Here is a 22,720-nt window from a genome sequence, read left to right as displayed (position 1 = left end):
CGGGCGTCAGCGGCGGGGGTCAGCGGGCGCGGGCCCCGACCGCCGCGCCGACCGGGCGGCCGGCACCCAGCCGGTCGACCAGCGCGGCCAGCGCCCCGGCCAGCGCGAGGTCGTCGGTGGTCAGGTCGGCCAGGTCCGCCCGGACCAGGGCATCGACGCGTTCCTGCTCGCGGCGGCCCCGGGCGGTCAGGTACGCGCGGATGCGCCGCCGGTCCTGCGGGTCGATCCGCCGGTAGACCAGGTTCTGGTCGACGAGCTGGTCGACCAGCTTGGTCAGCGTCCCCGGCGGCAGGGACTCCTCGGCGGCGACCTCGCTCATCGGGTGCCCCTGCCCGTCGGCGAGCAGGCACAGCACCCGCCAGGCCTCCACGGTGAGGCCCTCGGCGGCCAGGACACCGCCGACCCGCCGGGCGAGCAGCCGCTCGGCACGGGTCAGCGCACGCAGCAGGTCGACGGGCGTCGCGGGCACCTCGGGCATGACTCTCCCCCGTTCGGTGGGGCTGTCATCGTACCGAAAAGGTCCCGCATCCTGACCGGGTCTGGTGTGGGCACCGGCCGGCGGCAATCATGGCGTCATGTCCGTGCCGGCAGGGCGTCCGGCTGGTGCGCCGCATCCCCAGCCGGGGCAGACGCTCCACCTTCCCGCGCCCTGGCTCACCGTGGACCGGTCGGTGGTCAGCGTCGCGCTGGTCTACCCGATGCGGGGGCCCGCCGGAATGTTCGGCCCGACCTGCGAGCTCTGCGCCCAGCTCGCGGTGGAGGAGATCAACCGCGCCGGCGGGGTGCTCGGCCGCGAGCTGCGGCTGGTGCCCGTCGACGGCGGCGCCCCGCCGGCCGAGGTGGCCGCCGAGGTGGAGGCGCTGGTGTCGACCGGCGCGGTGCAGGGGGTGACCGGCTGGCACATCTCGTCGGTGCGGCAGGCGGTGGCCCCGCGCGTCGCGCACCGGGTGCCGTACGTCTACACGGCGCTCTACGAGGGCGGCGAGCGCACCGAGGGGGTCTTCCTGACCAGCGAGACGCCCGACGCGCAGCTCTGGCCGGCGATGCGGCTGCTGGCCCGTGAGCAGGGCGTGCGCCGGTGGTACGTGGTGGGCAACGACTACGTGTGGCCGCGCCGCACGGCCCGCGCCGCCCAGCGGTACGCGCTGCGCAGCGGGGCGCGGGTGTGCGGGCAGCGGTTCCTGCCGCTGGGCACCCACGACTTCGGCCCCGTCCTGCGCGCCGTCGAGCAGTCCGAGGCGGACGGGGTGCTGATGCTGCTGGTCGGCGCGGACGCGGTGCGGTTCAACCGGGCGTTCGCCCGCGGCGGGCTGGACCAGCGCTGCCTGCGGCTGAGCACGCTGATGGACGAGAACATGCTGCTGGCCAGCGGGGCGGGCGCGACCCGCCGGTTGTACAGCACGGCCGGGTTCTTCGCCGGCCTGGTCACCCGGGAGAACCTCGACTTCCACGGGGCGTTCGCCCGCCGGTTCGGGGTGGAGGCGCCGCCGCTGGGCAGCCTGGGGGAGTCCTGCTACGAGGGCGTGATGCTGCTGGCGGCGCTGATCGCCCGGGCCCGCACGCTGGACGTGCGGGCGATCGGGGCCGCCGCCGACGCGGTGTCCTACCAGGGGCCGCGGGGGGAGCTGCGGCTGCGGGGGCGGCACGTGCGCCAGCGGATCTACCTGGCCGAGGCCGACGGGCTCGACTTCGCGGTGCTGGCGGAGCTGTAGGGGCGCTTGACAGCCGGCCGGGGGACCCCGCTAAAATCCTTCACGCAGGAAGTAACTGGCTCGCCGGCCGTTCCGTCGAAATGCGATTCCGGCGCGCGGGCGACCGTTCTTCCGATTGTCTGATGTGGGCCGTCCCCGTTCTCCGTGAGTTCCCCGGAGATGGTGGCGGCCTTTGCTGCTTTCCGGCCCCTGAGCTGGCCTTACCGGCCGTTCGGGAAACAGGCAATTAAGGGCCGGGAAACGTGGCCGCAATGAATCGAGCCGAGGCTTTGCCCAGCCCGACGTCCACTGCGGATGGTCGACCGGCGTCCCACCCGCAGGCCGGCCTTTCCGCCCGACGCAACACCCGTGACCGCACCGCTTCACCAATCACCAATGGCAATGCAGCCCGGCCCGGCAGGGCCGGTGGTCGTCGCTCCACGCTCACCGCAGGGGAGATTGCATGTCACTGTTCCGGGGCCGCCGCATCCTGGCCGGCACCATGGCCTTCGTCGTCGCGTCCGCGCTGGCCGCGTGCGGCAGCAAGACCTCCGACAGCACGTCGGGAACGGGCGTCAGCGCCGACGTCTCGGGCGACACCGTCAAGGTGGGCCTGCTCAACTCGCTCTCCGGCACCATGGCCATCAGCGAGGTCACCGTCCGCGACTCGATCATGCTCGCCGTGGAGGAGATCAACGCGGCCGGCGGCGTCCTCGGCAAGAAGATCGTGCCGGTCGGCGAGGACGGCGCCTCGGACTGGCCGACCTTCGCCGAGAAGGCCGAGAAGCTCATCTCCGAGGACCGCGTCGCCGCCGTCTTCGGCTGCTGGACCTCGGCCAGCCGCAAGGCCGTCAAGCCGGTGTTCGAGAAGAACAAGGCGCTGCTGTTCTACCCGGTGCAGTACGAGGGCCTGGAACAGTCGCCCTACATCTTCTACACCGGCGCGACGACCAACCAGCAGATCGTCCCCGGCCTGGACTACCTCAAGGCGCAGGGCAAGAAGTCGATCTACCTCGTGGGCAGCGACTACGTCTTCCCCCGCACGGCCAACAAGATCATCAAGGCGTACGCGAAGGCCAACGGGATGACCGTCCTCGGCGAGGACTACGCCCCGCTCGGCTCCACCGAGTTCGGCACCATCGTCAACAAGGTGAAGTCGGCCAAGGCCGACGCCGTGTTCAACACCCTCAACGGCGACAGCAACGTGGCGTTCTTCAAGGAATACACATCCGCCGGGCTCAACGCGACCAGCATGCCCGTGGTGTCCGTGTCGATCGCCGAGGAGGAGGTCAAGGGCATCGGCACGCAATATCTCAAGGACCAGCTGACCGCCTGGAACTACTACCAGACCACCCCGGGCGGGGCGAACGCGAAGTTCGTCGCCGCGTACAAGGCGAAGTACGGCGCGGACAAGCCGACCAGCGACCCGATGGAGGCCGCGTACGTCGCCGTGTACCTGTGGAAGGAGATGGTCACCAAGGCCGGCTCCTTCGACGTGGAGAAGGTCCGCGCCGCCGCCGACGGCATCACCTACGAGGCACCCGAGGGCCTGGTCACCGTGGACGGCCCGACCCAGCACATCGCCAAGACCGCCCGGATCGGCAAGGTCGGCGCGGACGGGCTGATCACCGAGGTGTGGAACTCCGGCCAGCCGATCAAGCCCGACCCGTACCTCAAGAGCTACCCCTGGGCGACCGGCCTGAGCTGACCACCCGGCCCGGGCGGACCCGCGCCGCCCGGGCCCCACCCCTCCTCGGAGCAACCGTGACAGTCCTGTTCGGACAGCTCTTCACCGGCGTCAGCATCGGCGCGGTCCTGCTGCTCGTCGCGCTCGGGCTCGCGCTCACCTTCGGCCAGATGAACGTCATCAACATGGCCCACGGCGAGTTCATCATGGCCGGCGCCTACACCACCTACGTGCTCCAGCAGACGATCACCTCGGCCGGCTGGTCGCTGCTGGTCGCCCTGCCCGTCGCCTTCGCGGTGGCCGGCGCGCTCGGGGTGCTGCTGGAGGTGCTGCTCATCCGCCGCCTCTACGCCCGGCCCCTGGACACCCTGCTCGTCACCTGGGGCGTGTCGCTGATGCTCCAGCAGGCGGCCCGGGACATCTTCGGCAGCCCCAACGTGCAGACCCGCGCGCCCGCGCTGCTCACCGGCAACGTGGCGCTGCCCGGCGGCATCACCGTCGCCAACAACCGGCTGTTCATCCTCGGCCTCGCCGTGGCGGCCGTGGTGGCGCTGACCCTCGCGCTGCGGCTCACCCCGCTGGGCCGCCGCATCCGCGCCGTGGTGCAGAACCGCGACCTCGCCGCCGTCTCCGGCATCGCCACCGCCCGGGTCGACCGCACCACCTTCTTCGTCGGCTCCGGCCTGGCCGGCGTCGCCGGGGTCGCGCTGACCCTGCTCGGGCCGATCGGCCCGACGATGGGCACCAACCTCATCATCGACGCCTTCCTGGTGGTCGTGGTCGGCGGCATCGGCCAGCTCAAGGGCAGCGTGATCGTCGCCTTCGCCCTCGGCGTGCTCCAGGCCACCGGTGAATACCTCACCACCCTCAGCGTCGCCAAGGTGATCGTCTTCGTGGCGATCGTCGCGTTCCTCCAGTGGCGGCCACAGGGCCTGTTCACCCTGCGTACCAGGAGCCTCGCATGACCACCGTCACCGGCCCGGCCACCGCCACCGACGAGCCCGCCGCGCCGCCACCGCCGCCGCCCGCGCGCCGCACCGGCGGCCGGGCCCGCGCGGCGCTCGGCTTCGCCGCCGGCGCGGCGCTGCTGTTCGGCGCGGCCCCCCTGGTGCTGTCGGACTTCCGGCTGGCGCTGCTGGCCAAGTACCTCTGCGTCGCGATGGTCGCCGTCGGCATCGGCATCGCCTGGGGGCGCGGCGGCATGCTCACCCTCGGCCAGGGCGTCTTCTTCGGCCTCGGCGGCTACGCGATGGCCATGCACCTCAAGCTCGCCGACGCGGGCCCCGGCGCGCTGCCCGACTTCATGCAGCTGTACGGGCAACTCGACGAGCTGCCGTGGTGGTGGCGGCCGTTCGCCAGCCCCTGGTTCGCCCTGCCCGCCACCGTGCTGCTGCCCATGGCCGTCGCCTTCGGGCTCGGCTCGCTGGTCTTCCGCCGCCGCGTGCGGGGCGCCTACTTCGCCATCCTCAGCCAGGCCCTCGCCGCCGCCATGGTGATCCTGCTGGTCGGCCAGCAGGGCACCACCGGCGGCACCAACGGCCTGACCGACATCCAGGGCTTCTTCGGCTACGACCTCGACGACCCGGTCAACCAGCGCACCGTCTACTTCCTGATCGCCGCCGCCCTGCTGGGGCTGCTCGCCCTGGCCCGCCAGCTCATCCACAGCCGCTACGGCGAGCTGCTGGTGGCCGTGCGCGACGGCGAGGAGCGGGTCCGGTTCCTCGGCTACGACCCGGCCACCGTCAAGGTCGTCGCGTACGTGGTCGCCGCCGGCATGGCCGGCCTCGCCGGGGCGCTGTTCGTCCCCGCCGTCGGCATCATCTCGCCCGCCCTGATCGGCATCGTGCCGTCCATCGAGTTCGTCATCGGCGTCGCCGTCGGCGGGCGGGCCACCCTGCTCGGCCCGGTGCTCGGCGCGGTCGCGGTCGCCTGGGCGCGTACCGCCTTGTCCGAGCGGTTCCCGGGCACCTGGACGTACCTGCAGGGGTTGCTGTTCGTGCTGGTGGTCGCGTTCCTCCCCGGCGGCCTGGCGTCGCTGTGGGCGCTGCGGCGCACCCGGCGCGCGACGCCCGACCGGCCGCCCTGGTGGCGGCGCATCCCGCCCGCCCGCAGCGGCCGGACCCGGACGGAGGTGCCGGCGGCATGACCGACGCACAGAGCGATGGCCTGCGCGTGCGGGGCCTGCGGGTCAGCTTCGACGGCTTCACCGCCGTCGACGGCGTCGACCTGGACGTGCCCGCCGGCGACCTGCGCTTCCTCATCGGGCCCAACGGCGCGGGCAAGACCACCCTCGTCGACGCCGTCACCGGGCTGGTCCGGGCCACCGGCTCGGTCCACTTCGGCGACCGGGAACTGCTCGGCCGGGACGTGCACCGCATCGCCCGCCTCGGCGTCGGCCGCACCTTCCAGACCGCCGCCGTGTTCGAGGAGCTGACCGTCGCGCAGAACCTCGACATCGCCGCCGGCGCCGGGCGGAGCTGGTGGACGCTGGCCCGCCGCCGACGGCTCCTGCCCGACGAGGTCGTCGCCGCCCTGGACACCATCGGCCTCGTCGACCGGGCCGACCACCTCGCCGGCACCCTCGCCCACGGGCAGAAACAGTGGCTGGAGATCGGCATGCTGCTCGTCTCCGACGCCCGGCTGCTGCTGCTCGACGAGCCGGTCGCCGGGATGAGCCACGACGAGCGCGACGCCACCGGCGCCCTGCTGGAGACCGTCAGCCGGGACCGCACCGTCGTCGTCATCGAACACGACATGGACTTCCTGCGCCGCTTCGCCCGCACCGTGACCGTGCTGCACGCCGGGCGCGTGCTCAGCGAGGGCACCGTCGCCCAGGTCCAGGCCGACCCCCGGGTGCAGGAGGTCTACCTCGGCCACCCCGTCGACGCTCCCACGGAGGCGTGATGTTGACACTGCGCGGCGTGCACGCCGGGTACGGACGCAGCGAGGTGCTGCACGGCGTGGACCTCGCCGTCCCCGCCGACGGCGTCGCCGCCGTGCTGGGCCACAACGGGGCCGGCAAGAGCACCCTGCTGCGGGTCGCGGTGGGCCTGCTGCGGCCCCGCGCCGGCACCGTCGAGCTGGCCGGGGAGGACGTCACCCGGCTCGCCCCGCACCAGCGGGTCGCCCGGGGCATGGCGTACGTGCCGCAGGGCCAGCAGTGCTTCCCGCACCTGACGGCGGGGGAGAACCTGCGGCTGGTCGCCGACGGCCGGCGCGACGGCGCGGCGGCCACCGCCGAGGCGCTCGACCTGTTCCCGGCGCTGCGCCCGCTGCTGCGCCGCCGGGCCGGGCTGCTCTCCGGCGGCCAGCGCCAGCAGCTCGCCATCGCCCGGGCGCTGGTCACCCGGCCGAAGCTGCTGCTGCTCGACGAGCCCACCGAGGGCATCCAGCCCTCGGTGGTCGCCGAGATCCAGGACCGCGTCGTCGAGCTGACCGCCCGCGCCGGCATCCAGGTGCTCCTCGTGGAGCAGCACCTCGGCTTCGCCCTGCGGGTCGCCCAGCGCTACTACGTGCTGGAGTCGGGCCGGGTCACCTCGACCGGCGACGGCGGGGCCACCGCCGAGCACGCCGTCCGGGCCGCGCTCGCCGTGTGACCCCGCCCCGCCCCGAGCCGCCGGCTCGGCCAGCCTCAGCCCGCCGTCGCCGGCCCGGTGGCTCGACCCGCCGGCTCCGGCGGCGCGAACTCGACGAGCACGGCGCCCGGCTGGGGCACCAGCAGCTCCACCGTCGCCACCCCGCCGGCCACGTCCGGCTCGACGGGCTCCGCCGGCAGCGCGTCGGCGGCCCGCAGCGCGTCCCACTGCCCGCCGGTCGGCCAGTCCCCGACGCCGAGCCGGCCCGCGAGGGTGGTGACGTCGCCGTGCTCGCGGTCGAGCCGGGTCACCGTCACGCCGCCGCCGGGCCCGCCGGCCACGCCCAACCGGACCCGGCGGGCCAGCGCCGGATCGCCGTCGCGCTTCGACTGGTCGAGCGTCGACACCCAGACCAGCACGGCGAGACCGCCGTCGGCGTGCCGGCTCGCCCACGCCTGCACCAGGCCGTCCGCGCCGTCGCCGGACGCCCGCACCGGCAGCTCCGTGTCGCCGAGGCGGGCGAGCATCCGCAGGGCGTGGTAGCGGGGCTTGGCGATGCCGCCGACGGTGATCAGGCCGAACCCGCCGTGCAGCAGCCGGGGCGGCCGGCCCAGCTCCTCGAAGTGGTCGCTGGCCACCCAGTAGGACAGGGCGTCGACCCGCCCGGCGGCCGACCGCATGCCGCCGAGCAGGAACGTCGCCGCCGACGCGCCGTCGTTGACCGGGTGGAAGTGGGTGGGCGTGACGCCCCACTCCGTCCACAACAGCCGGGCGTGCGGGAAACCGAGCCGGCGCAGCGTGGGCCGCAGGTCCAGCGGCGGGCTGCCGTACGTGTGGGTGGAGACGAAGTCGACCGGTGTGCCCGTACGCGCGGCGTGTTCCAGCAGGGCGTCGACCCAGCCGGCGGCGGCCGACGACGGCCCGCCCACGGCGATGCGGGGGTCGACGTCCTTGACCGCGCGGGCGGTGACCTCGTACAGCCGCATCCACTCCTCGCGGGTGCCGGCCCAGAACACCTCCAGGTTGGCCTCGTTCCACACCTCGAAGTCCCAGCCGAGGACCGCCTCGCCGTACCGGTCGAGCAGGTGCGCGACGAGCGCGCGGACCAGCTCCGCCCAGCGGTCCCAGTCCTTCGGCGGCGAGATGACCCCCCGGTAGGCGAACACCGTCCGCTCCGGGTCGCGGGCCAGGTCGCGGGGCATGAAGCCGATCTCCACGACCGGCCGCAGCCCGGCCGAGCACAGCAGGTCGTAGACGCGGTCCACGCGGGTGAAGTCGTGCACCGGCCGGCCGTCGACCTCCCGGTAGACGCCCAGGTCGTCGTGCAGGATCGCGTGCGCCCGCACGGCCTCGACGCCCACCTCCGCGCGGACGCGGCGCAGGGCCGCCAGCAGTTCCGCCCCGATCTCCCGGCCGCCGCTGGTGTCGGCGCACAGCAGCTGCGACAGCCGCTCGCTGCCGATCATCGGCTGCCAGGGTCGGTGCAGCGGCGTGCCCGGCGCGGCGGCGTCGACGCGCACGTCCACCGTCGGCGGCGGGCCGTCGGCGGCCGGCAGCGCGGCGGCGACGACCGGGTCACCCAGCTCACCGGTGACGGTCACCTCGGGCACGGCGGCCACGGCGTACGCGTAGGACCGGCCGGGCTCGCCGGTGGTGTCGACGTACCAGGTGTCGGGCACGGCGAGCACATCGCCGCCCTGGTGGTCGACCGGGGCGAACGGGCCGGCGGGCCGCCCGTCGCGCAGCGGGGCCCGGTGCACCAGGTAGCCGACGGCGTCGGGCACCGGCGACCAGGACAGCCGCACGTGGCCCACCCCGGCGACCGCCGCCAGCCCGGCCGGCGGCGGCAGGTCCGGGGTGCCGCCCGCCGCCCCGCGCTCGTCGCTGCGCAGCGCGATGCGCCGCGTCCAGTCGCCCCGGGCGTCGGTGCGGGCGGCCGAGCCCGTGCCCGCGTCGTGGCCCCCGCCGCCCGCCTCGTGGCCCCCGGCGAGGTGGCCCGCGGCCTCGTGGCGGCCCGTCATCGCTGCCCCCCGCCGTGCGGGAGGGAGAACTCCTCCATCCGCATCAGCGGTGCGACCCGCTGCTGCATCGGCCCCTGCTCGAACGGCCGGCGCAGCACGTCGTGGGCCAGGGCGTTGCCCAGCGCCGCCATCGCCATGCCCTGGTCCAGCGCGAGGTAGCGCTTCGACACCCGGCCGGTGGTCACGTCGACGGAGTCGTAGAACCCGCCCGGCCCGTACGCGTCGAAGTCCCGTCGCAGGTTCGCCAGGTTGCGCAGGGCGTCGTCGGGCGCGTAGCGCAGCGCCAGGAAGGACGCGTGCGGGGTGACCACGCCCCGGCCGTAGCCCGACGGCGGCGGCTGGGCGGGGCGGCACTCGCCGTAACCGGGGTCGACCGAGGTGCGCTCCTGGTCGGAGGTGTAGCCCGGCCCGTCCATGCCGAGCTGGTCCACGCCGTACTCCCGGTAGCCGCCGTCGGGGTCGTTGGCGGGGGAGAAGCCCCAGTAGCCGTAGCCGGCCTCCCGCAGCCCGTGCTCGATCTGCGCCCGCACGTACGTCGGGTGGTTGACCGCCCAGCTGCGTGGGCCCCACCGGTCCTCGGGCACGAACAGCGGCACCATCAGCGCCTCGAACATCGACCCGCCCCAGCTCGGCACGAGCTGCAACCCCCGGTAGCGGTAGGCGCCCTCGAACACCCGCACGCCCAGGTACGTGCGCCACTGACCGACGGCCCGCTGCTCCGTCCACGCCCAGTCGCAGCCCTCCGGGTCGAACGTGCGGTAGGTGCCGAAGTAGTGCTCCGGCGGGATCTGCCCGGCGGCGATGCCGAGGTAGCTGGCGATGCGCGGCTCGGTGTTGAACGCGCCGTAGTGGTGGCAGGTGTAGAACACGTCCGGCCCGGTGCGGTAGTTGCCGGCCAGCGAGCAGCCCGGCGGCGGCTCGACCCAGAAGCCGCCGCGGATCTGCCGCTGCGCCGGGTCGTAGTAGTAGCCGAAGTCCATCCGGCGCAGCAGCGCGTCGGCGCGGCCCGCCAGCTCCGGCACCGCCTGCCGCACCACCGTCAGCGCCGTGGCGAGCCAGCCGTTGTCCACGCTGGACAGGAACGGGTGCACGGCGCTGCCGTCGACGGGCCAGGTGGTCAGCTTCGCGCCGGTCGCCGGGTCGTACCAGTTGTAGTACATGCCGGACGGCTCGTGGACCTCCAGCCGGCCCAGCGTGGCGAGGGTGCGGGCGATGCGGTCGCGGGCCTGGCCGGCGCTGACCAGGCCGCTCTCCCGGGCCGCCACGGTGCTCCACAGGTACGCGCCGACGTTGGTCGGCGACGTGTAGCCGGCGCGGTCGGCCGGGTCGAGGTCGCCGCCGACGTTGTCGGCCGCCAGCCCGGTGCCCGGGTCGACCATGGCGGCCATCGACCGCCAGGTGTCGGCGGCGTACTGCCGCAGCGCGGCGGCCGGTGACCCGGCGGGCGCGGCTGTCGGCGGCGCGGCCGCGGCCGGCGGGGCGACGGTAGCGGTCAGCCCGAGGGCCAGCAGCACCGCCGCGGTGCGGAACGGATGGGACCTGGATCGCACGAGGACACTCCTCACTTGGGGCCGGTCAGGTCAGTCGAGGTGGCCTGAGGTCACTTCAGGCCGGTCGTGGCGATGCCCTGGACGAAGTGCCGCTGCAGCGCGACGAACACCAGCAGGACCGGCACGATGACGGCCACCGAGCCCGCCATCAGCAGGCCGTAGCGGGTGTTGTTCTCGCCGATCGCGTACAGGGCCAGCGCCACCGGCAGGGTGTACCGGTCCTCCGACTGCGCGACGACCAGCGGCCAGAGGAAGTTGTTCCACGACGACAGGAACGTCAGGATGCCGAGGGTGGCCAGGGCCGGCCCGCACAGCGGCAGCACGACCCGGGCGAAGATCCGCAGCTCACCCGCGCCGTCGACCCGGGCGGCCTGGATCAGGTCGTCGGGCAGCCCGGTCATGAACTGGCGCATCAGGAACACCCCGAACGGGCTGGCCAGCCACGGCAGGATCAGCCCGGCGTAGCTGTCCACCAGCCCGAGCCGGCTCACGAGCATGAACAGCGGCACGAAGGTGACCATGCCCGGCACCATCAGCATCCCGAGCACCAGCGCGAACACCACGCGCCGGCCGGGGAACTCCAGCTTCGCCAGGGCGTAGCCGAGCATCGAGCAGAACACGAGGTTGCCCACGGTGACGGCGCCGGCCACCAGCACGCTGTTGAGGAAGAACGCCGGGAAGTCCAGCTCGGTGAACAGGTGGCGGTAGTTGTCGAGCGTGGGCGCCTCCGGCAGCCAGGTCGGCGGCACCCGGCGGATCTCCGCGTCCGGCTTGACCGAGCCGAGCAGCATCCACACGAACGGGCCCACCAGGACCACGAGGCCGCCGGCCAGCACCACGTACACCCAGGGTTGGCCCCGCTCCCGTTTCTTCGCGGTCGTCGTCACGGCACCCTCCTCACGTCTTCGACCGCATCAGCCGGAACTGCGCGGCGGTGAGCCCGACGACGGCGACGAACAGCACGTACGCGATCGCCGCCGCGTAGCTGTAGTTGCCGAAGCCGAACTGCTGGTAGATGTAGAAGGCCACCGACAGGGTGCTGTCCAGCGGCCCGCCGCCCGTCATCACGAACGGCTCCTCGAAGAACTGCAGGTAGCCGATGCCGGTCACCACCCCGCCGAAGAGCAGCGTGGGGCGCAGCAGGGGCAGGGTGACGTGCCGGAACCGCGCCCAGGCCCCGCAGCCGTCGATGGCCGCCGCCTCGTGCAGCTCGCCGGGGATCGCCTGGAGGCCGGCGAGGAAGACCACCATCAGGAAGCCCATGTTCCGCCAGGCCGCCATCACCACCAGCGACGGCAGCGCCGTGCGGGTGTCGGACAGCCACGCCGGACCGTCGACGCCGAGGCGGGCGAGCAGCGTGTTGACGAGCCCGCTGTCCGGTTCGAGCAGGAACCGCCAGACCACGGCCACGGCGACGATGCTGGTGACCACCGGCAGGTAGTAGCCGACCCGGAAGAACGTGCGGAACCGGCTGATCCCCGCGTCGAGGGCGACGGCCGCGGCCAGCCCCAGCACCATCGTCAGCGGCACGCCGAGCAGCACGAACCACGCGGTGTTGGCGGCGGCCCGCCGCAGCGTCTCGTCGCCGAGCAGCCGCACGTAGTTGTCCACGCCCACCGGGTCGACCGCGAGCGGGTCCCGCAGGTCGGCGCTGCGCAGGTCGGTGAAGCTCATGGCGGCCGAGGCCAGCACGGGGCCCGCCATGAACACGGCGAAGATCAGCAGGAACGGCAGCGCCAGGCCCCACCCCGCGACCCGCTGGCGGCGGGTGACGCCGCGCCGGCCGGGGCGCCTGCCGGTGCTGCCGCGCGGGCCCGGCCGCCCGGGGGCGGGCCGCTCGGGCGGCGCGCCGCCGGTGGGGGCGGCCCGCCGCGCGGGGGCGGACGCCACCTCAGCTCCCGGTGCCGATGGCCGACGCCTTGGCCTGCATCTCCCGGGTGGCGGTGGCCGGGTCGGTCACGCCCCGCACCACCCGCTCGATGCCGTCGTCGATGACGTCGGCGACCTGCTCCCAGGTGGCCATCGCCGGCGGCGACTTGGCGTCGGCGAGCTGCGCGCCGAACGCCTTGAGCAGCGGGTCGTCGGCGAGCTTGCCCGACTGCCAGGTCGCCGTCACCGCCGGGAGGCTGCCCACCAGGTCGTAGAGCTTCTGCTGGGCGGCCGGCGAGGTGAGGTACCGGACGAACTTCCAGGCCGTGTCGCGGTTGTCGGTGTCCCGGTAGACCACCAGGTCAGCGCCGCCGATGAACGAGGTGCCCGCCTTCTCGCGGGGCATCGGCGCGACGTCCCACTTGCCCTCCAGCGCCGCGCCGCCCTGCTCGCGCAGGATGCTCATGTGCCAGGGGCCGGAGACGAACGCCCCGATGTCTCCGGAGACGAAGCCGCTCTCCTGCGCGCCCGGCGCGACCTGGCTCGGGGCGAGCCCCTGCCGGAAGAACGACGCGTAGTATTCCAGCGCCGTCCGCATCTGCGGGGTGTCCAGGGTGAACTTCCCGTCGGCCAGCACGTCCGCCCCCGCCTGCCAGGCGAACGGCAGGAACGACTGCCACGCGCCGGTGCCGCCCGGTTGCAGCGAGATGCCCCACTTCGCCCCGCCGGACTCCTTGAGCCCCTTGGCGAACGCGGTCAGCTCCTGCCAGTTGGCCGGCTTGCCGACCCCGGCCTTCGCCGCGAGGTCGGTGCGGTGGTAGATCAGCCGCGTCTCGACGTACCAGGGGACGCCGTAGGCGGTGCCGTCGACCACCGTCGTGTCCCACGCGCCCGGAAAGAACGCGGCCTGGTCGAACAGCCCGGCGGGCGTCGGGTCCAGGGCCCCGGTCTTGGCGAACTCGCCCATCCAGGTGGAGCCCATCATGCTCACGTCCGGCGTCTGCCGGCCCGCGATCGCGGTGGCGAGCTTGTCGTGGGCGGCGTCGAACGGGAACGCGGTGACGGTGACCTTGGCCGCCGGGTTCTCGCGGGTGAAGTCGTCGGCCAGGGCCTTCAGCTTCTCCCCCTCGGCACCCATCGCCCAGACCGTGATCTCGCCGGTGGCCTTGCCCTCCGCGACCGCCCCGCCGGCCGAGGGCCCGCCGGCGCCCGGCCCGCCGTCGTCCCGGCCGCAGCCGGTCACGCCCAGCGCGAGCGCGGCCACGACCGCCGTCGCGTGTCTCCAGTGCCTCATTGCGCCTCCTGAGGGGGATGGGTCGCCACGGCCGGGGTTACCGCGCGGTGCGGGCACCCGTCGCCGGACGGTGCCCGGCAGCCGTGGGGTCGTGCTCGGTGGTGGTGTGCCTGTCGGTGGGCCCGTGCGCGGTGGCGGGGCCGGCCCCGGTGGTCGCGGGGCAGCCGCAGCTGCGCCGGACGACGAGATCGGTCGGGAGCACCAGGGCGGCGTCGGATCCCCCGGCCTCGCCCGCCGCGGCCCGCAGCAGCAGCCGCGCGGTCCGCCCGGCCAGCTCGCGCACCGGCTGCCGGACGGTCGTCAGGGCCGGGTTGACGAGCGCGGCCATCGGGATGTCGTCGAAGCCGGTGACGACCAGGTCGGCGGGCACCCGCACGCCCCGGGCCGCCGCGCCGACGAGCATGCCGAGCGCGGTCTCGTCGTTGGCGCAGACCACGCCCCGCGGCGGGGCCGCCCGGCTGAGCAGCTGGTCGGCGGCGAACACCCCGTCGTGCTGTTCGAGGCCGACCCGCAGCGGCGCGCGGGGCAGCGGCAGGCCGAGCTGCCGGTGCGCGGCGCGGAAACCCTCCCAGCGGCCGGTCACGTCCGGCGAGTTGCGCGGGTCGCCCACGAAGACCAGCCCGCGCAGCCCGTGGTCGGCCAGCAGGTGCCGCGTCAGCGCCGTCGCCGCCGCGACGTTCTCCGCGCGTACGGACGGCACGCCGGGCGGCCCCTCGCCGGCGAGCACCACGACGGGCACGAGTGCCGCCAGCTCCCGCAGCGTGTCGGGGGAGACGGTGCCGCCGAAGACGGCGAGCCCGTCGACCCGGCGGGCCATCTCCACGACCTGGGCGTCGGAGTCGTCCCGCAGGTGGGTGCAGAGGATGTGGACGCTGGTGCGGGTGTGCACCGCCTCGGCCTCGAAGCCCTGGATGAGCTCCGAGAAGTACGGGCCGGACAGCCCGGGGAACACCAGGCCGACCGCGCCGTGCCGGCCGGCGGCGAGGGCCCGGCCGAGGTGGTCGGGGCGGTAGCCGTGCTCCTCGATGGCCCGCTGCACCCGCCGCCGGGTCTCCTCGGACACCTGACCGACCCCGTTGGACACCCGGGAGACGGTGGCGACCGACACCCCGGCCAGCCGGGCGATCTCCCGGACCGTCAGCCGATCGCTGCCCATGGACTCCCTCGCTCCGTCGTGCGTCCTCGGTAACCGGTTTCTGAAACCGGTTACCGAGCACCATAGGCAAACACCGATGACTCCACAACCCGGGCCGGCCCGGCTCCATGGCAGACGCTCCACCGCGATGGGCGCCGTCCACAGCCCGGCGGTCGTCCACAGGACCGGCCGGTGGCCGGTTGCGCCGTGCCGCGCCGGTCGGCACGGTCACCGGCATGGACGAGGTGCTGCGGGACCTGGCGCGGCGCGGCGGCGGGCTGGTCACCAGGGCGATGGCGACACAGGTGGTGCCCCCGTGGACCCTTCAGCACGCGTGCTGCGGGTGCTGCCCGAGGTGTTCGCCGAAGCCCGCCTGCTGAGCGAGGAGGCGGATCGGGGTACCCTGCCCGCCCTCGGTCGCCTGCACCCCGCCCTCGGCCAGCGGGCGGTCTGCGCCTGGGCCGGCGGGCGGGCCGCGCTCAGCCACCTCAGCGCGTTGCACGTGTGGGGCCTGCACCGGCAGCGGGCCGGCGCTGTCCTGCACCTGAGCGCACCGGATTGCACCGCAGCCGGCCACCGAACGGGTGCCGCCGAGACGCGCAGCGGGCCGGGGAGGAACGATCAGTCCTCCCCGGCCCGGGGAAACGCGCCGGACGGGCTACAGCCCGAACCGCGCCTGGTGGATCCGGTGCTGCGCGCCGCGGACGAAGAGCCGCAGCTCGCCGCCGTAGACGACCGCCGCCGGCACCGACCGCGCCCCGGCGGGGCCGGGCACCGTGGTCCAGCCGGTCCAGTCGCCCGTGGTGAGGTGGTAGCGGTTGGTGCGCACGGTGTTGCCTGCGCCTTGGGTGAACAGGTGCAGGTCGCCGCCGTAGATGGTGGTGGCGGGTGCGGACTTGGCTCCGGCGGTGCCGGGGATGGTGGTCCAGCCGGTCCAGTCGTTGGTGGTGAGGTTGTAGCGGTTGGTGCGGATGGTGTTCCCTGCGCCCTGGGTGAACAGGTGCAGGTCGCCGCCGTAGATGGTGGTGGCGGGTGCGGATGTGGCCCCGGCGGTGCCGGGGACGGTGGTCCAGCCGGCCCAGGTGTCGGTGGAGGTGTTGTAGCGGTTGGTGCGCACGGTGTTGCCTGCGCCTTGGGTGAACAGGTGCAGGCTGCCGCCGTAGATGGTGGTGGCGGGTGCGGATTTCGCTCCGGCGGTGCCGGGGACGGTGGTCCAGCCGGCCCAGGTGTCGGTGGAGGTGTTGTAGCGGTTGGTGCGCACGGTGCCGCCCGCGCCTTGGGCGAACAGGTGCAGGTCGCCGCCGTAGATGGTGGCGGCGGGCGCGGACCTGGCCCCGGCGGTGCCGGGCACCGTCGCCCAACCCGACCAGGTGTCGGTGGTGAGGTTGTAGCGGTCGACCCGGACGGCGTCGCCCGCCCCCCGGGTGAACAGGTGCAGGTCGCCGCCGTAGACGGTGGCGGCGGGCCCCGACTTCGCCCCGGAGTCGCCGGGGACCGGGGTCCAGCCGGAGGCCGGCGGGAGCTGCGGCCGGCCCCAGTTCTGCGCCGGGGCCGCCGAGGCCGGCGCCGCGACCAGCGCGGTGGCCCCCACGACGAACACCAGCAGGCGGCTCAGCGTTCTCGCTGGATGAGTCAGATGCACATGGGCTCCTTCGTGGACGATGGTTGCTGGACGATACCCGCCCCGGCGGGACCGTCGGGTGCCCCGGACGGTGCTCCCGGACGACGCCCTGCGCGGGTGTGACGCCCCGCGCCGCCCTCAGGTTTCACCCGGCGCGCAGACCGTCGGGCTTTCCCGAGGCGTGCCGGCGACCAGCCGTCACGAGCCGTGCCAGGAGCGCCACAGGGAGGCGTACACGCCGTCGGCGGCGACCAGCTCGTCGTGGCCGCCGATCTCGGTGATCCGCCCGTCCTCCAGCACCGCCACCCGGTCGGCGTCGTGCGCGGTGTTGAGCCGGTGCGCGATGGCGATGACGGTCCGCCCGGCGAGCACCGCCGCGAGCGCCCGTTCGGTGCGCCGGGCGGTCGTCGGGTCCAGTGCCGCGGTCGCCTCGTCGAGGATCAGCGTGTCCGGGTCGGCCAGCACCAGCCGGGCCAGCGCCAACTGCTGGGCCTCCGCCGCGCCGAGGCCCCGGGCGCCGTCGCCGAGCTGCGTGTCGAGGCCGTCGGGCAGGTCGGCGTGCCAGTCCGCGCCGACCGTGTCCAGGGCCGCGAGCATGCGTTCGTCGGTGGCGTCCGGCGCGGCGAACGCGAGGTTGTCGCGCAGCGAGCCGATGAAGACGTGGTGTTCCTGCGTGACGAGCGCGATCCGGCGACGCCGCTCGGCCGGGTCAAGGTCGGTGACCGCGACGCCGCCGAGGCTCACCACCCCCTCCTGCGGGGCGTCGATCCCGGCGAGCAGCCGGGCCAGGGTGGACTTGCCCGCACCCGAGGGGCCGACGACGGCGAGGCGTTCCCCTGGCTCGACCGCCAGGTCGATGCCGTGCAGCACCTCGTGACCCTCGGCGTACGAGAACCGCGCGCCCCGCACCACCAGCCGTCGCCCGTGCGGCGCGTCGGCCCGCCCGCGCGGCTCCGGCGGCACCAGCCCCACCCCGAGGACCCGGGCGAGCGAGGCGATGCCGCGCTGCGCCTGCTCGACCCACTGCAACAGCCGGTCCAGCGGGTCGATCGCCTGCTGGAGGTAGAGCGCGGCGGCGACCACCTCGCCGAGGCTGACCATGCCGCGCGACAGGAAGACGCCGCCGACACAGAGGACGGCGGCGATCGGCAGCGCGTAGCTGCCCTCCACCCCGGGGAAGAACACCGACCGCAGCGCGAGCGTGGCCCGCCGCGCCGCCCACACCCCGGCGACCCGCCCGGTGCCGTACGCGACGCGGTCGGCGCCCAGCCGCAGCGCCTCGATCGTGCGCGCGCCCTCCGCCGTGGTGGTCAGCGCCTCGGTCAGCTCGGCCGTCGCCGCCCCCTCGGCGAGGTAGGCGGGCCCGGCCCGGCGCAGGTACCAGCGGGTCACCACCCAGATGGACGGCAGCCCGGCCAGCGCGACGAGCCCGAGCAGTGGATCCAGCAGGAACACCGCCGCGAAGAGCAGCAGCAGGTGCGTCCCGGCGATGACGACCGTCGGCACGACCTCGCGCACGGTGGTGCCGACCGTCGTCACGTCGACCGAACTGCGGGTGGCCAGGTCACCGGTGCCGGCGCGCTCGACCACGGACACGGGCAGGGCGAGCATCCGGGTGACGAACTCCTCGCGCAGCCGGGCGACGGCCCGCTCGCCGAACCGGTGCCCGGCGTACTGCGCGTAGCGGGAGAGCAGCCCCTGGGCCAGCACGCAGGCGGCGATGGCCAGCGCCAGCCGGTCCACGGCGGCGACGCCCGCCCCGGCGGAGACCTCGTCGACGATCCGGCCGAGCAGCCACGGCGCGCCGAGCCCGGCGACCGTCGCGGCGACGTGCAGCGCCAGCACGACGGCCACGGCTCGGCGGTCCCGCGCGATCAGGTCGAGGGCGGCCGTGCGTACGGCGGCCCGGCCCGCCACCGGAAGCTTCGTCACCGCCGCGCCCGCCCGGCCTCGACGGTCTCGTCGCCGGCGGCCCGGCCCCCGACGGCTGTGCCCTCGACCGCTGTGCCCTCGACCGCTGTGCCCTCGGCCGTCCGGCCCTCGGCGGACTCGCCGTGCTCGCCGTCGGCGGTGCCCTCGGTGCGGGCGACCAGCGCGCGGTAGCCCGGGTCGCGGGCGAGCAGGTCGGCGTGGGTGCCGGCGGCGACGACCCGGCCGGCGCTCAGGTGCGCGACCGTGTCGGCGTGCCCGAGCAGCAGCGGCGACGTGGCCAGCACGATCGTGGTGCGCCCGGCCCGCGCCTCGCGCAGGCGCTGCGCGATGCGCGCCTCGGTGTGGGCGTCCACGGCGGACGTCGGGTCGACGAGGATCAGCACCTCCGGCTCGGCCAGCAGGGCCCGGGCGAGGCGCACCCGCTGCCGCTGGCCGCCGGAGAGCGTCCGGGCCCGGGCCCCGATCGGGGTGTCGAGGCCGTCGGGCAGCGCGTCGGCCACGTCCTGCGCCGACGCGGCGTGCAGCGCGGCCCAGACGTCGGCGTCGTCGCCGGCTGCCTCGGCGCGGGCAGGTCCGGTGCCGGCCGCGTCGTCGCCGGCCGTGGCGGGGCGCGCGTGGCCGCCCGCCGCCCGGCCGCGCAGGAGCTCCCGCAGGGTGCCCGCGAAGAGGTGGCTGTCGTGGTCGGCGACCAGGATCCGGGCGCGCACGTCGTCGAGGTCGACCCCGGCCAGCGGCACGTCGCCCCAGGTCACGTCGCTGGCGACGTACCGGCCGAGCCGGTCGGCCAGGGCGACGGCCTCGGCCGGGTCGTCGGCGGCGACGCCCACCAGCCGGCCCGGCGGCACCACCAGCCCGGTGGCCGGGTCGCGCAGCTCGGCCGGCTGCCGCGGCGCGGTCGCGGTCACCGGCCCGCCCGCCGGATCGGGGGTCAGCCGCAGCAGGCCGACGATGCGGCGGGCCGCGACGCGCCCCTGGATGAGCATGTAGCCGCCCTCCAGCAGGAACCAGACCGGCACGACGAGGACGGCCGTGTAGCCGTAGACGGCGACGAGCTGCCCGATGGTGATGTCGCCGTTCGCCGCCGTCCGCGCGGCGAGCCAGACCACGGCCGCCAGGAAGAGCCCCGGCATGGTGAGCGTCAGCGCGTCGATCCAGCTGGCCACCGCGCCCACCCGGTAGCCCTCGCCCCGCAGGGCCCGGGAGCGGGCCGCGTACCGGCGGGCGAACAGGTGGCGGCCGCCGACCCCGGCGAGCACCCGCAGGCCGGCGACGATGTCGTCGGCCCGCGTGGTCAGCTCGCCCTGCTGCTGCCGGTAGGCCGACTCCGCGCGTTCGAGGCGGCGCAGCAGCGGCCCGACGGACACCGCGATCGCCGGCACGCCCAGCAGCACCAGCGCGGCGAGCGGCGGGTCCACCGACCAGAGCAGCACGGCGACGACCCCGTACGCGATGACGGCACCCACCCCGGGGCCGCTGAGCGTCAGCACGTGCGAGGTGCGCACGATGTCGTACCCGCCGACGGTGGCGACGTCGCCCGCGGCCAGCCGGCGGGGGAGCACCGCGCCGATGCGGGAGAGCGCCCGCAGCAGCACCTCGGCGGAGCGGGCGCTGGCGTCCTCCCGGATGAACGTCATCGTGCGGTGCCGCATGATGCCCAGCCACGCCAGCGCGAACCCGGCCGCCACGATCGCGGCGACCCACCACAGCAGCGCCCGCCCGTCGCCCTCGCGCAGGCCGTCGTCGATGGCGCGGGCGACCAGGTAGGGGCGGACCGACAGCCCGACCATCCACGCCGTGCCGAACACGCTGCCGCGCAGCACCCGCCACGGCTGGCAGCGGATCAGCCACCAGATGTAGCGCAGCGGCCCCGACGTGTCGGGGACACCGGGCTCGGGATGGGGGATCCGCGGAGGCACCGACCCAGGCTATCGACCGCTCTGCCCGATTACCGCCCCGTTTCAGGCCCCTGCCGGATGACCTCGATCATGCCGGCGGGCGGCCCGTCGCGTCCGGCCCGGGTGCCGCCGGCGGGGCCCGAGGGCTCCCGCCGGCGGCGACGGCCGGTCAGCCGACCCCGGCGTGGCGGGTCGGCGGGCGCGTCACAGCACGGCGCACGGGGTGCCGTTGAGGACGAACGCGGTGGGCCAGACGTTCGGGCCGCTGTACGCGCCCACGAAGCCGGCGCTCGTGCTGCCCCCGCCGCCGGCGATCTTCGAGTTGTCGGCGGTGTTGGTGACCGTCACGGTCCGGCCGCTCTGCGCCCAGTTGGCGCTCCAGCCGCTGTCCACCCGCTGCCAGGTGGTCGGCCAGGTGAACGTGAGCGTCCAGCCGTCGATCAGGTTCGCGCCGTTGTTGACGATGTCGAGGCTGCCGACGTATCCGTTGCCCCAGTTGGTGGTGTCGCGCAGGCGCACGCCGCACGTGCTCTCCGCCGGGCCGGCGGTGGTGAAGGTCACCGGCGGCGACGACCAGGAGAGCCGGCCCGCGCCGTCGCGGGCCAGCACGTTGAGGGTGTACCGGGTGCCCGGCACGAGGTTGCCGACCGCGAGCGAGGTGGCGGTGGTCTCGCCGAGCTGCTCGCTGACCGTGCCGTTCTGCCGGTACACCTCGTACTTGAGGGGACCGCCGGCCGCCGGGGGCAGCGCGGGCCAGGAGACCGTCGCGCCCCGGTCGGTGACGTCGGCGACGGTGGGCTGCGCGGGTGCGCCCGGCGCCCCGGTGACCACCGCGTCCGGGCGCAGCACCAGCGTGGTCAGCGAGTACGGCGGCAGGGTGCGGCTGGTCGCGCTGCCGGACTGGCTGGTGGCGATGGCGGTCGCGCCGTTGGTGAGGGTGTGCACGGTCGGCGCGGCGGCGGACGGGGCGAACCCGGCGTAGTCGATGGTGACCGGGCGGGCGTTGTCCGGGTCCTTGTTGACCAGCATGACCGCGAGGTCACCGTTGGGCCGGCGCACGGCGTGCGCGGTGACCAGCGCCTCGTCGGTGCCGGCCCGGACGAACTGGCCGCCGGCCCCGGCGAGCAGGTTCATCATGGACAGCCCGTGGTACGGGGCGAACGGCGTGTTCAGCGGCGGCTCGCACACGGTGCCGTCGGAGGTGCAGGTGCCGCTGGAGAGCAGCCCGAAGTCGCCGTAGTCGGGGTGGCCGGCCACCTGCGACACCTTGTCGATGCCGTTGTGCACGTTCCACCACTGGACGGTGAACACCCCGTTCTCCAGCAGGTCGCTGTATGCGTCGGCGAGGAACAGCGCGCCGGGCTGGGTGTTGCGGCCGGTGTCGACGTTCAGCTCGGTGAAGCTGATGCCGATGCGGGCGGCGTTCGGCCCCGCGTACCGGGCGATCTGCTGGCGCAGCAGGTGGGCCGCCTCGTCGATGTGGGCGGTGCGCTGCAGGGACTCGGCGGCGCTGCCGCCCGGGTACCAGTGCACGTCCACGAAGTCGACCTTCGGCCCGGCGATCGACAGCACCGCCTGGTTCCACGGGCCGGGGTCGCTGCCGGCGGTGATCCCGTCGGGCCAGTTGCCCGGCATGGTCAGCACCGCGCCGACCTTGATGGTCGGGTCGACGGCCTTCATCGCGTCGGCGTAGTCGACGACCAGGTTCGCGTAGTAGGTCGCGCTCTTGTCCGGGTGGTCGTCGGCCTCCCAGGCCGAGCCGTAGAGGCCGTTGCCGTAGTTCTCGTTGCCGATCGTCCAGTACTTCGCGCCGTACTTCTTGGTGACGTTGGCGTAGCGCACCCAGTCGGCGGCCTCGGCGGGGGTGCCGGTGCCGTAGTTCGCGATGATCATCGGCTGGGCGCCGACCCGCCTCGCCCCGGCCATGAAGGTGTCGAAGTCGGTGTTCGGGGCCACGTACCCGCCGGGCGCGGTGTGGTCCTTCCAGTGGTAGATGTCGGCGTACGAGCCGCCCGGGTAGCGCAGCATCTGGACGCCGGCCGCGCGCAGCAGGTCCGACGTCTCGTTCGTGCCCAGGTTCGAGTCCCAGATCGCCTGGTTGACGCCCAGCGCGGTGTTCGGCACGCCGGCCAGCCCCGCCTTGGCGTTGACGGTGACGACGACCGGGTCGGCGGCCGCGCCGACGGCCGGGGGAGTGATCGCGGCGAGGGCCCCGGTGGCGAGCAGCGCGCTCGCCGCGAGGGCCGTCCACCGGCGTCGGCCGGGCCGGCGCGGCGGCGGGGTGTGGCGTGGATACCCGTACGTGCTCGGGTTGTTCATGCTGTTCCTTCTTGACCACGGGCAGAGCGCCGCCGGGTCGGCGGGCGGCTCTGGACGGACTGATCTGGCGTTGGTCGCAGATGTCGCCGTCCCCCGGGAGGCCGCGCCGGCCACCGGTTGCCCATTGGACG

General features: G+C 74.7%; 17 protein-coding genes. 6 read left to right on the top strand and 11 right to left on the bottom strand.

Going from position 1 to position 22,720, the window contains the following annotated elements:
* Positions 1-19 precede the first annotated feature (19 nt).
* Positions 20-478, bottom strand: a complete 459-nt coding sequence (locus tag LPU61_RS23200) for a MarR family winged helix-turn-helix transcriptional regulator (protein ID WP_043963234.1) — start codon at positions 476-478, stop codon at positions 20-22.
* Positions 479-575: 97 nt separating this feature from the next.
* Here LPU61_RS23200 and LPU61_RS23195 point away from each other — a divergent pair, with 97 nt between their 5' ends.
* The 6 genes from LPU61_RS23195 (at position 576) to urtE (ending at position 6,974) form a co-directional block, all read left to right on the top strand.
* Positions 576-1,712, top strand: a complete 1,137-nt coding sequence (locus tag LPU61_RS23195; RefSeq protein ID WP_043963235.1) for a substrate-binding domain-containing protein — start codon at positions 576-578, stop codon at positions 1,710-1,712.
* 442 nt (positions 1,713-2,154) lie between these two features.
* The gene (gene urtA / locus LPU61_RS23190; protein ID WP_229406112.1) at positions 2,155-3,399 is read left to right on the top strand and encodes an urea ABC transporter substrate-binding protein; all 1,245 of its coding nucleotides are present in this window, start codon (positions 2,155-2,157) and stop codon (positions 3,397-3,399) included.
* A 56-nt stretch (positions 3,400-3,455) separates the two neighbouring features.
* On the top strand, positions 3,456-4,343 hold the full coding sequence (urtB, locus tag LPU61_RS23185) for an urea ABC transporter permease subunit UrtB (protein ID WP_091282101.1): 888 nt from the start codon (positions 3,456-3,458) through the stop codon (positions 4,341-4,343).
* Entirely contained in the window at positions 4,340-5,524 is a 1,185-nt protein-coding gene (gene urtC / locus LPU61_RS23180) for an urea ABC transporter permease subunit UrtC (protein WP_229406110.1), read from the top strand. The genes urtB and urtC overlap by 4 nt, the downstream gene beginning before the upstream one ends.
* The gene (urtD, locus tag LPU61_RS23175; protein ID WP_229406109.1) at positions 5,521-6,282 is read left to right on the top strand and encodes an urea ABC transporter ATP-binding protein UrtD; all 762 of its coding nucleotides are present in this window, start codon (positions 5,521-5,523) and stop codon (positions 6,280-6,282) included. The genes urtC and urtD overlap by 4 nt, the downstream gene beginning before the upstream one ends.
* Positions 6,282-6,974, top strand: a complete 693-nt coding sequence (gene urtE / locus LPU61_RS23170; RefSeq protein ID WP_043963239.1) for an urea ABC transporter ATP-binding subunit UrtE — start codon at positions 6,282-6,284, stop codon at positions 6,972-6,974. Before urtD ends, urtE begins: the two co-directional genes overlap by 1 nt.
* Positions 6,975-7,009: 35 nt before the next feature.
* Here the strand turns inward: urtE and LPU61_RS23165 are convergent, their stop codons facing one another.
* From LPU61_RS23165 to LPU61_RS23120, 10 genes are all read right to left on the bottom strand, one after another.
* Positions 7,010-8,974 (bottom strand): xylan 1,4-beta-xylosidase, encoded by a 1,965-nt coding sequence (locus LPU61_RS23165; RefSeq protein WP_229406107.1) that lies wholly within the window; start codon positions 8,972-8,974, stop codon positions 7,010-7,012.
* Complete coding sequence (locus LPU61_RS23160) at positions 8,971-10,524, bottom strand: glucoamylase family protein (protein WP_229406106.1); 1,554 nt, start codon at positions 10,522-10,524, stop codon at positions 8,971-8,973. Before LPU61_RS23160 ends, LPU61_RS23165 begins: the two co-directional genes overlap by 4 nt.
* Before the next feature lie 50 nt (positions 10,525-10,574).
* The gene (locus tag LPU61_RS23155) at positions 10,575-11,411 is read right to left on the bottom strand and encodes a carbohydrate ABC transporter permease (RefSeq protein WP_043963241.1); all 837 of its coding nucleotides are present in this window, start codon (positions 11,409-11,411) and stop codon (positions 10,575-10,577) included.
* 10 nt (positions 11,412-11,421) lie between these two features.
* Positions 11,422-12,414 carry a carbohydrate ABC transporter permease gene (locus LPU61_RS23150; RefSeq protein ID WP_082106320.1) on the bottom strand — a complete coding sequence of 331 codons (993 nt, stop codon included), beginning with the start codon at positions 12,412-12,414 and terminating at the stop codon, positions 11,422-11,424.
* Between the two features lies 1 nt (position 12,415).
* Entirely contained in the window at positions 12,416-13,687 is a 1,272-nt protein-coding gene (locus LPU61_RS23145) for a sugar ABC transporter substrate-binding protein (protein WP_043963242.1), read from the bottom strand.
* Between the two features lie 37 nt (positions 13,688-13,724).
* Positions 13,725-14,843, bottom strand: a complete 1,119-nt coding sequence (locus tag LPU61_RS23140; protein ID WP_063838573.1) for a LacI family DNA-binding transcriptional regulator — start codon at positions 14,841-14,843, stop codon at positions 13,725-13,727.
* A gap of 637 nt (positions 14,844-15,480) precedes the next feature.
* Positions 15,481-16,464, bottom strand: coding sequence for a hypothetical protein (locus LPU61_RS31520; RefSeq protein WP_255700188.1), 984 nt, complete (start codon positions 16,462-16,464; stop codon positions 15,481-15,483).
* Between the two features lie 177 nt (positions 16,465-16,641).
* On the bottom strand, positions 16,642-18,375 hold the full coding sequence (locus LPU61_RS23130; RefSeq protein WP_229406105.1) for an ABC transporter ATP-binding protein: 1,734 nt from the start codon (positions 18,373-18,375) through the stop codon (positions 16,642-16,644).
* Positions 18,372-20,291 (bottom strand): ABC transporter ATP-binding protein, encoded by a 1,920-nt coding sequence (locus LPU61_RS23125; protein ID WP_374199709.1) that lies wholly within the window; start codon positions 20,289-20,291, stop codon positions 18,372-18,374. The genes LPU61_RS23130 and LPU61_RS23125 overlap by 4 nt, the downstream gene beginning before the upstream one ends.
* A 183-nt stretch (positions 20,292-20,474) precedes the next feature.
* Positions 20,475-22,589: a cellulose binding domain-containing protein gene (locus tag LPU61_RS23120; protein WP_229406104.1), complete on the bottom strand. Its 2,115-nt coding sequence runs from the start codon at positions 22,587-22,589 to the stop codon at positions 20,475-20,477.
* Positions 22,590-22,720: the final 131 nt, after the last annotated feature.

Origin of the sequence: Micromonospora sp. NBRC 110038, assembly GCF_020884815.1 — a bacterium.
GTDB lineage: Bacteria > Actinomycetota > Actinomycetes > Mycobacteriales > Micromonosporaceae > Micromonospora > Micromonospora haikouensis.
This window is presented reverse-complemented; position numbering and strand designations above follow the sequence as displayed.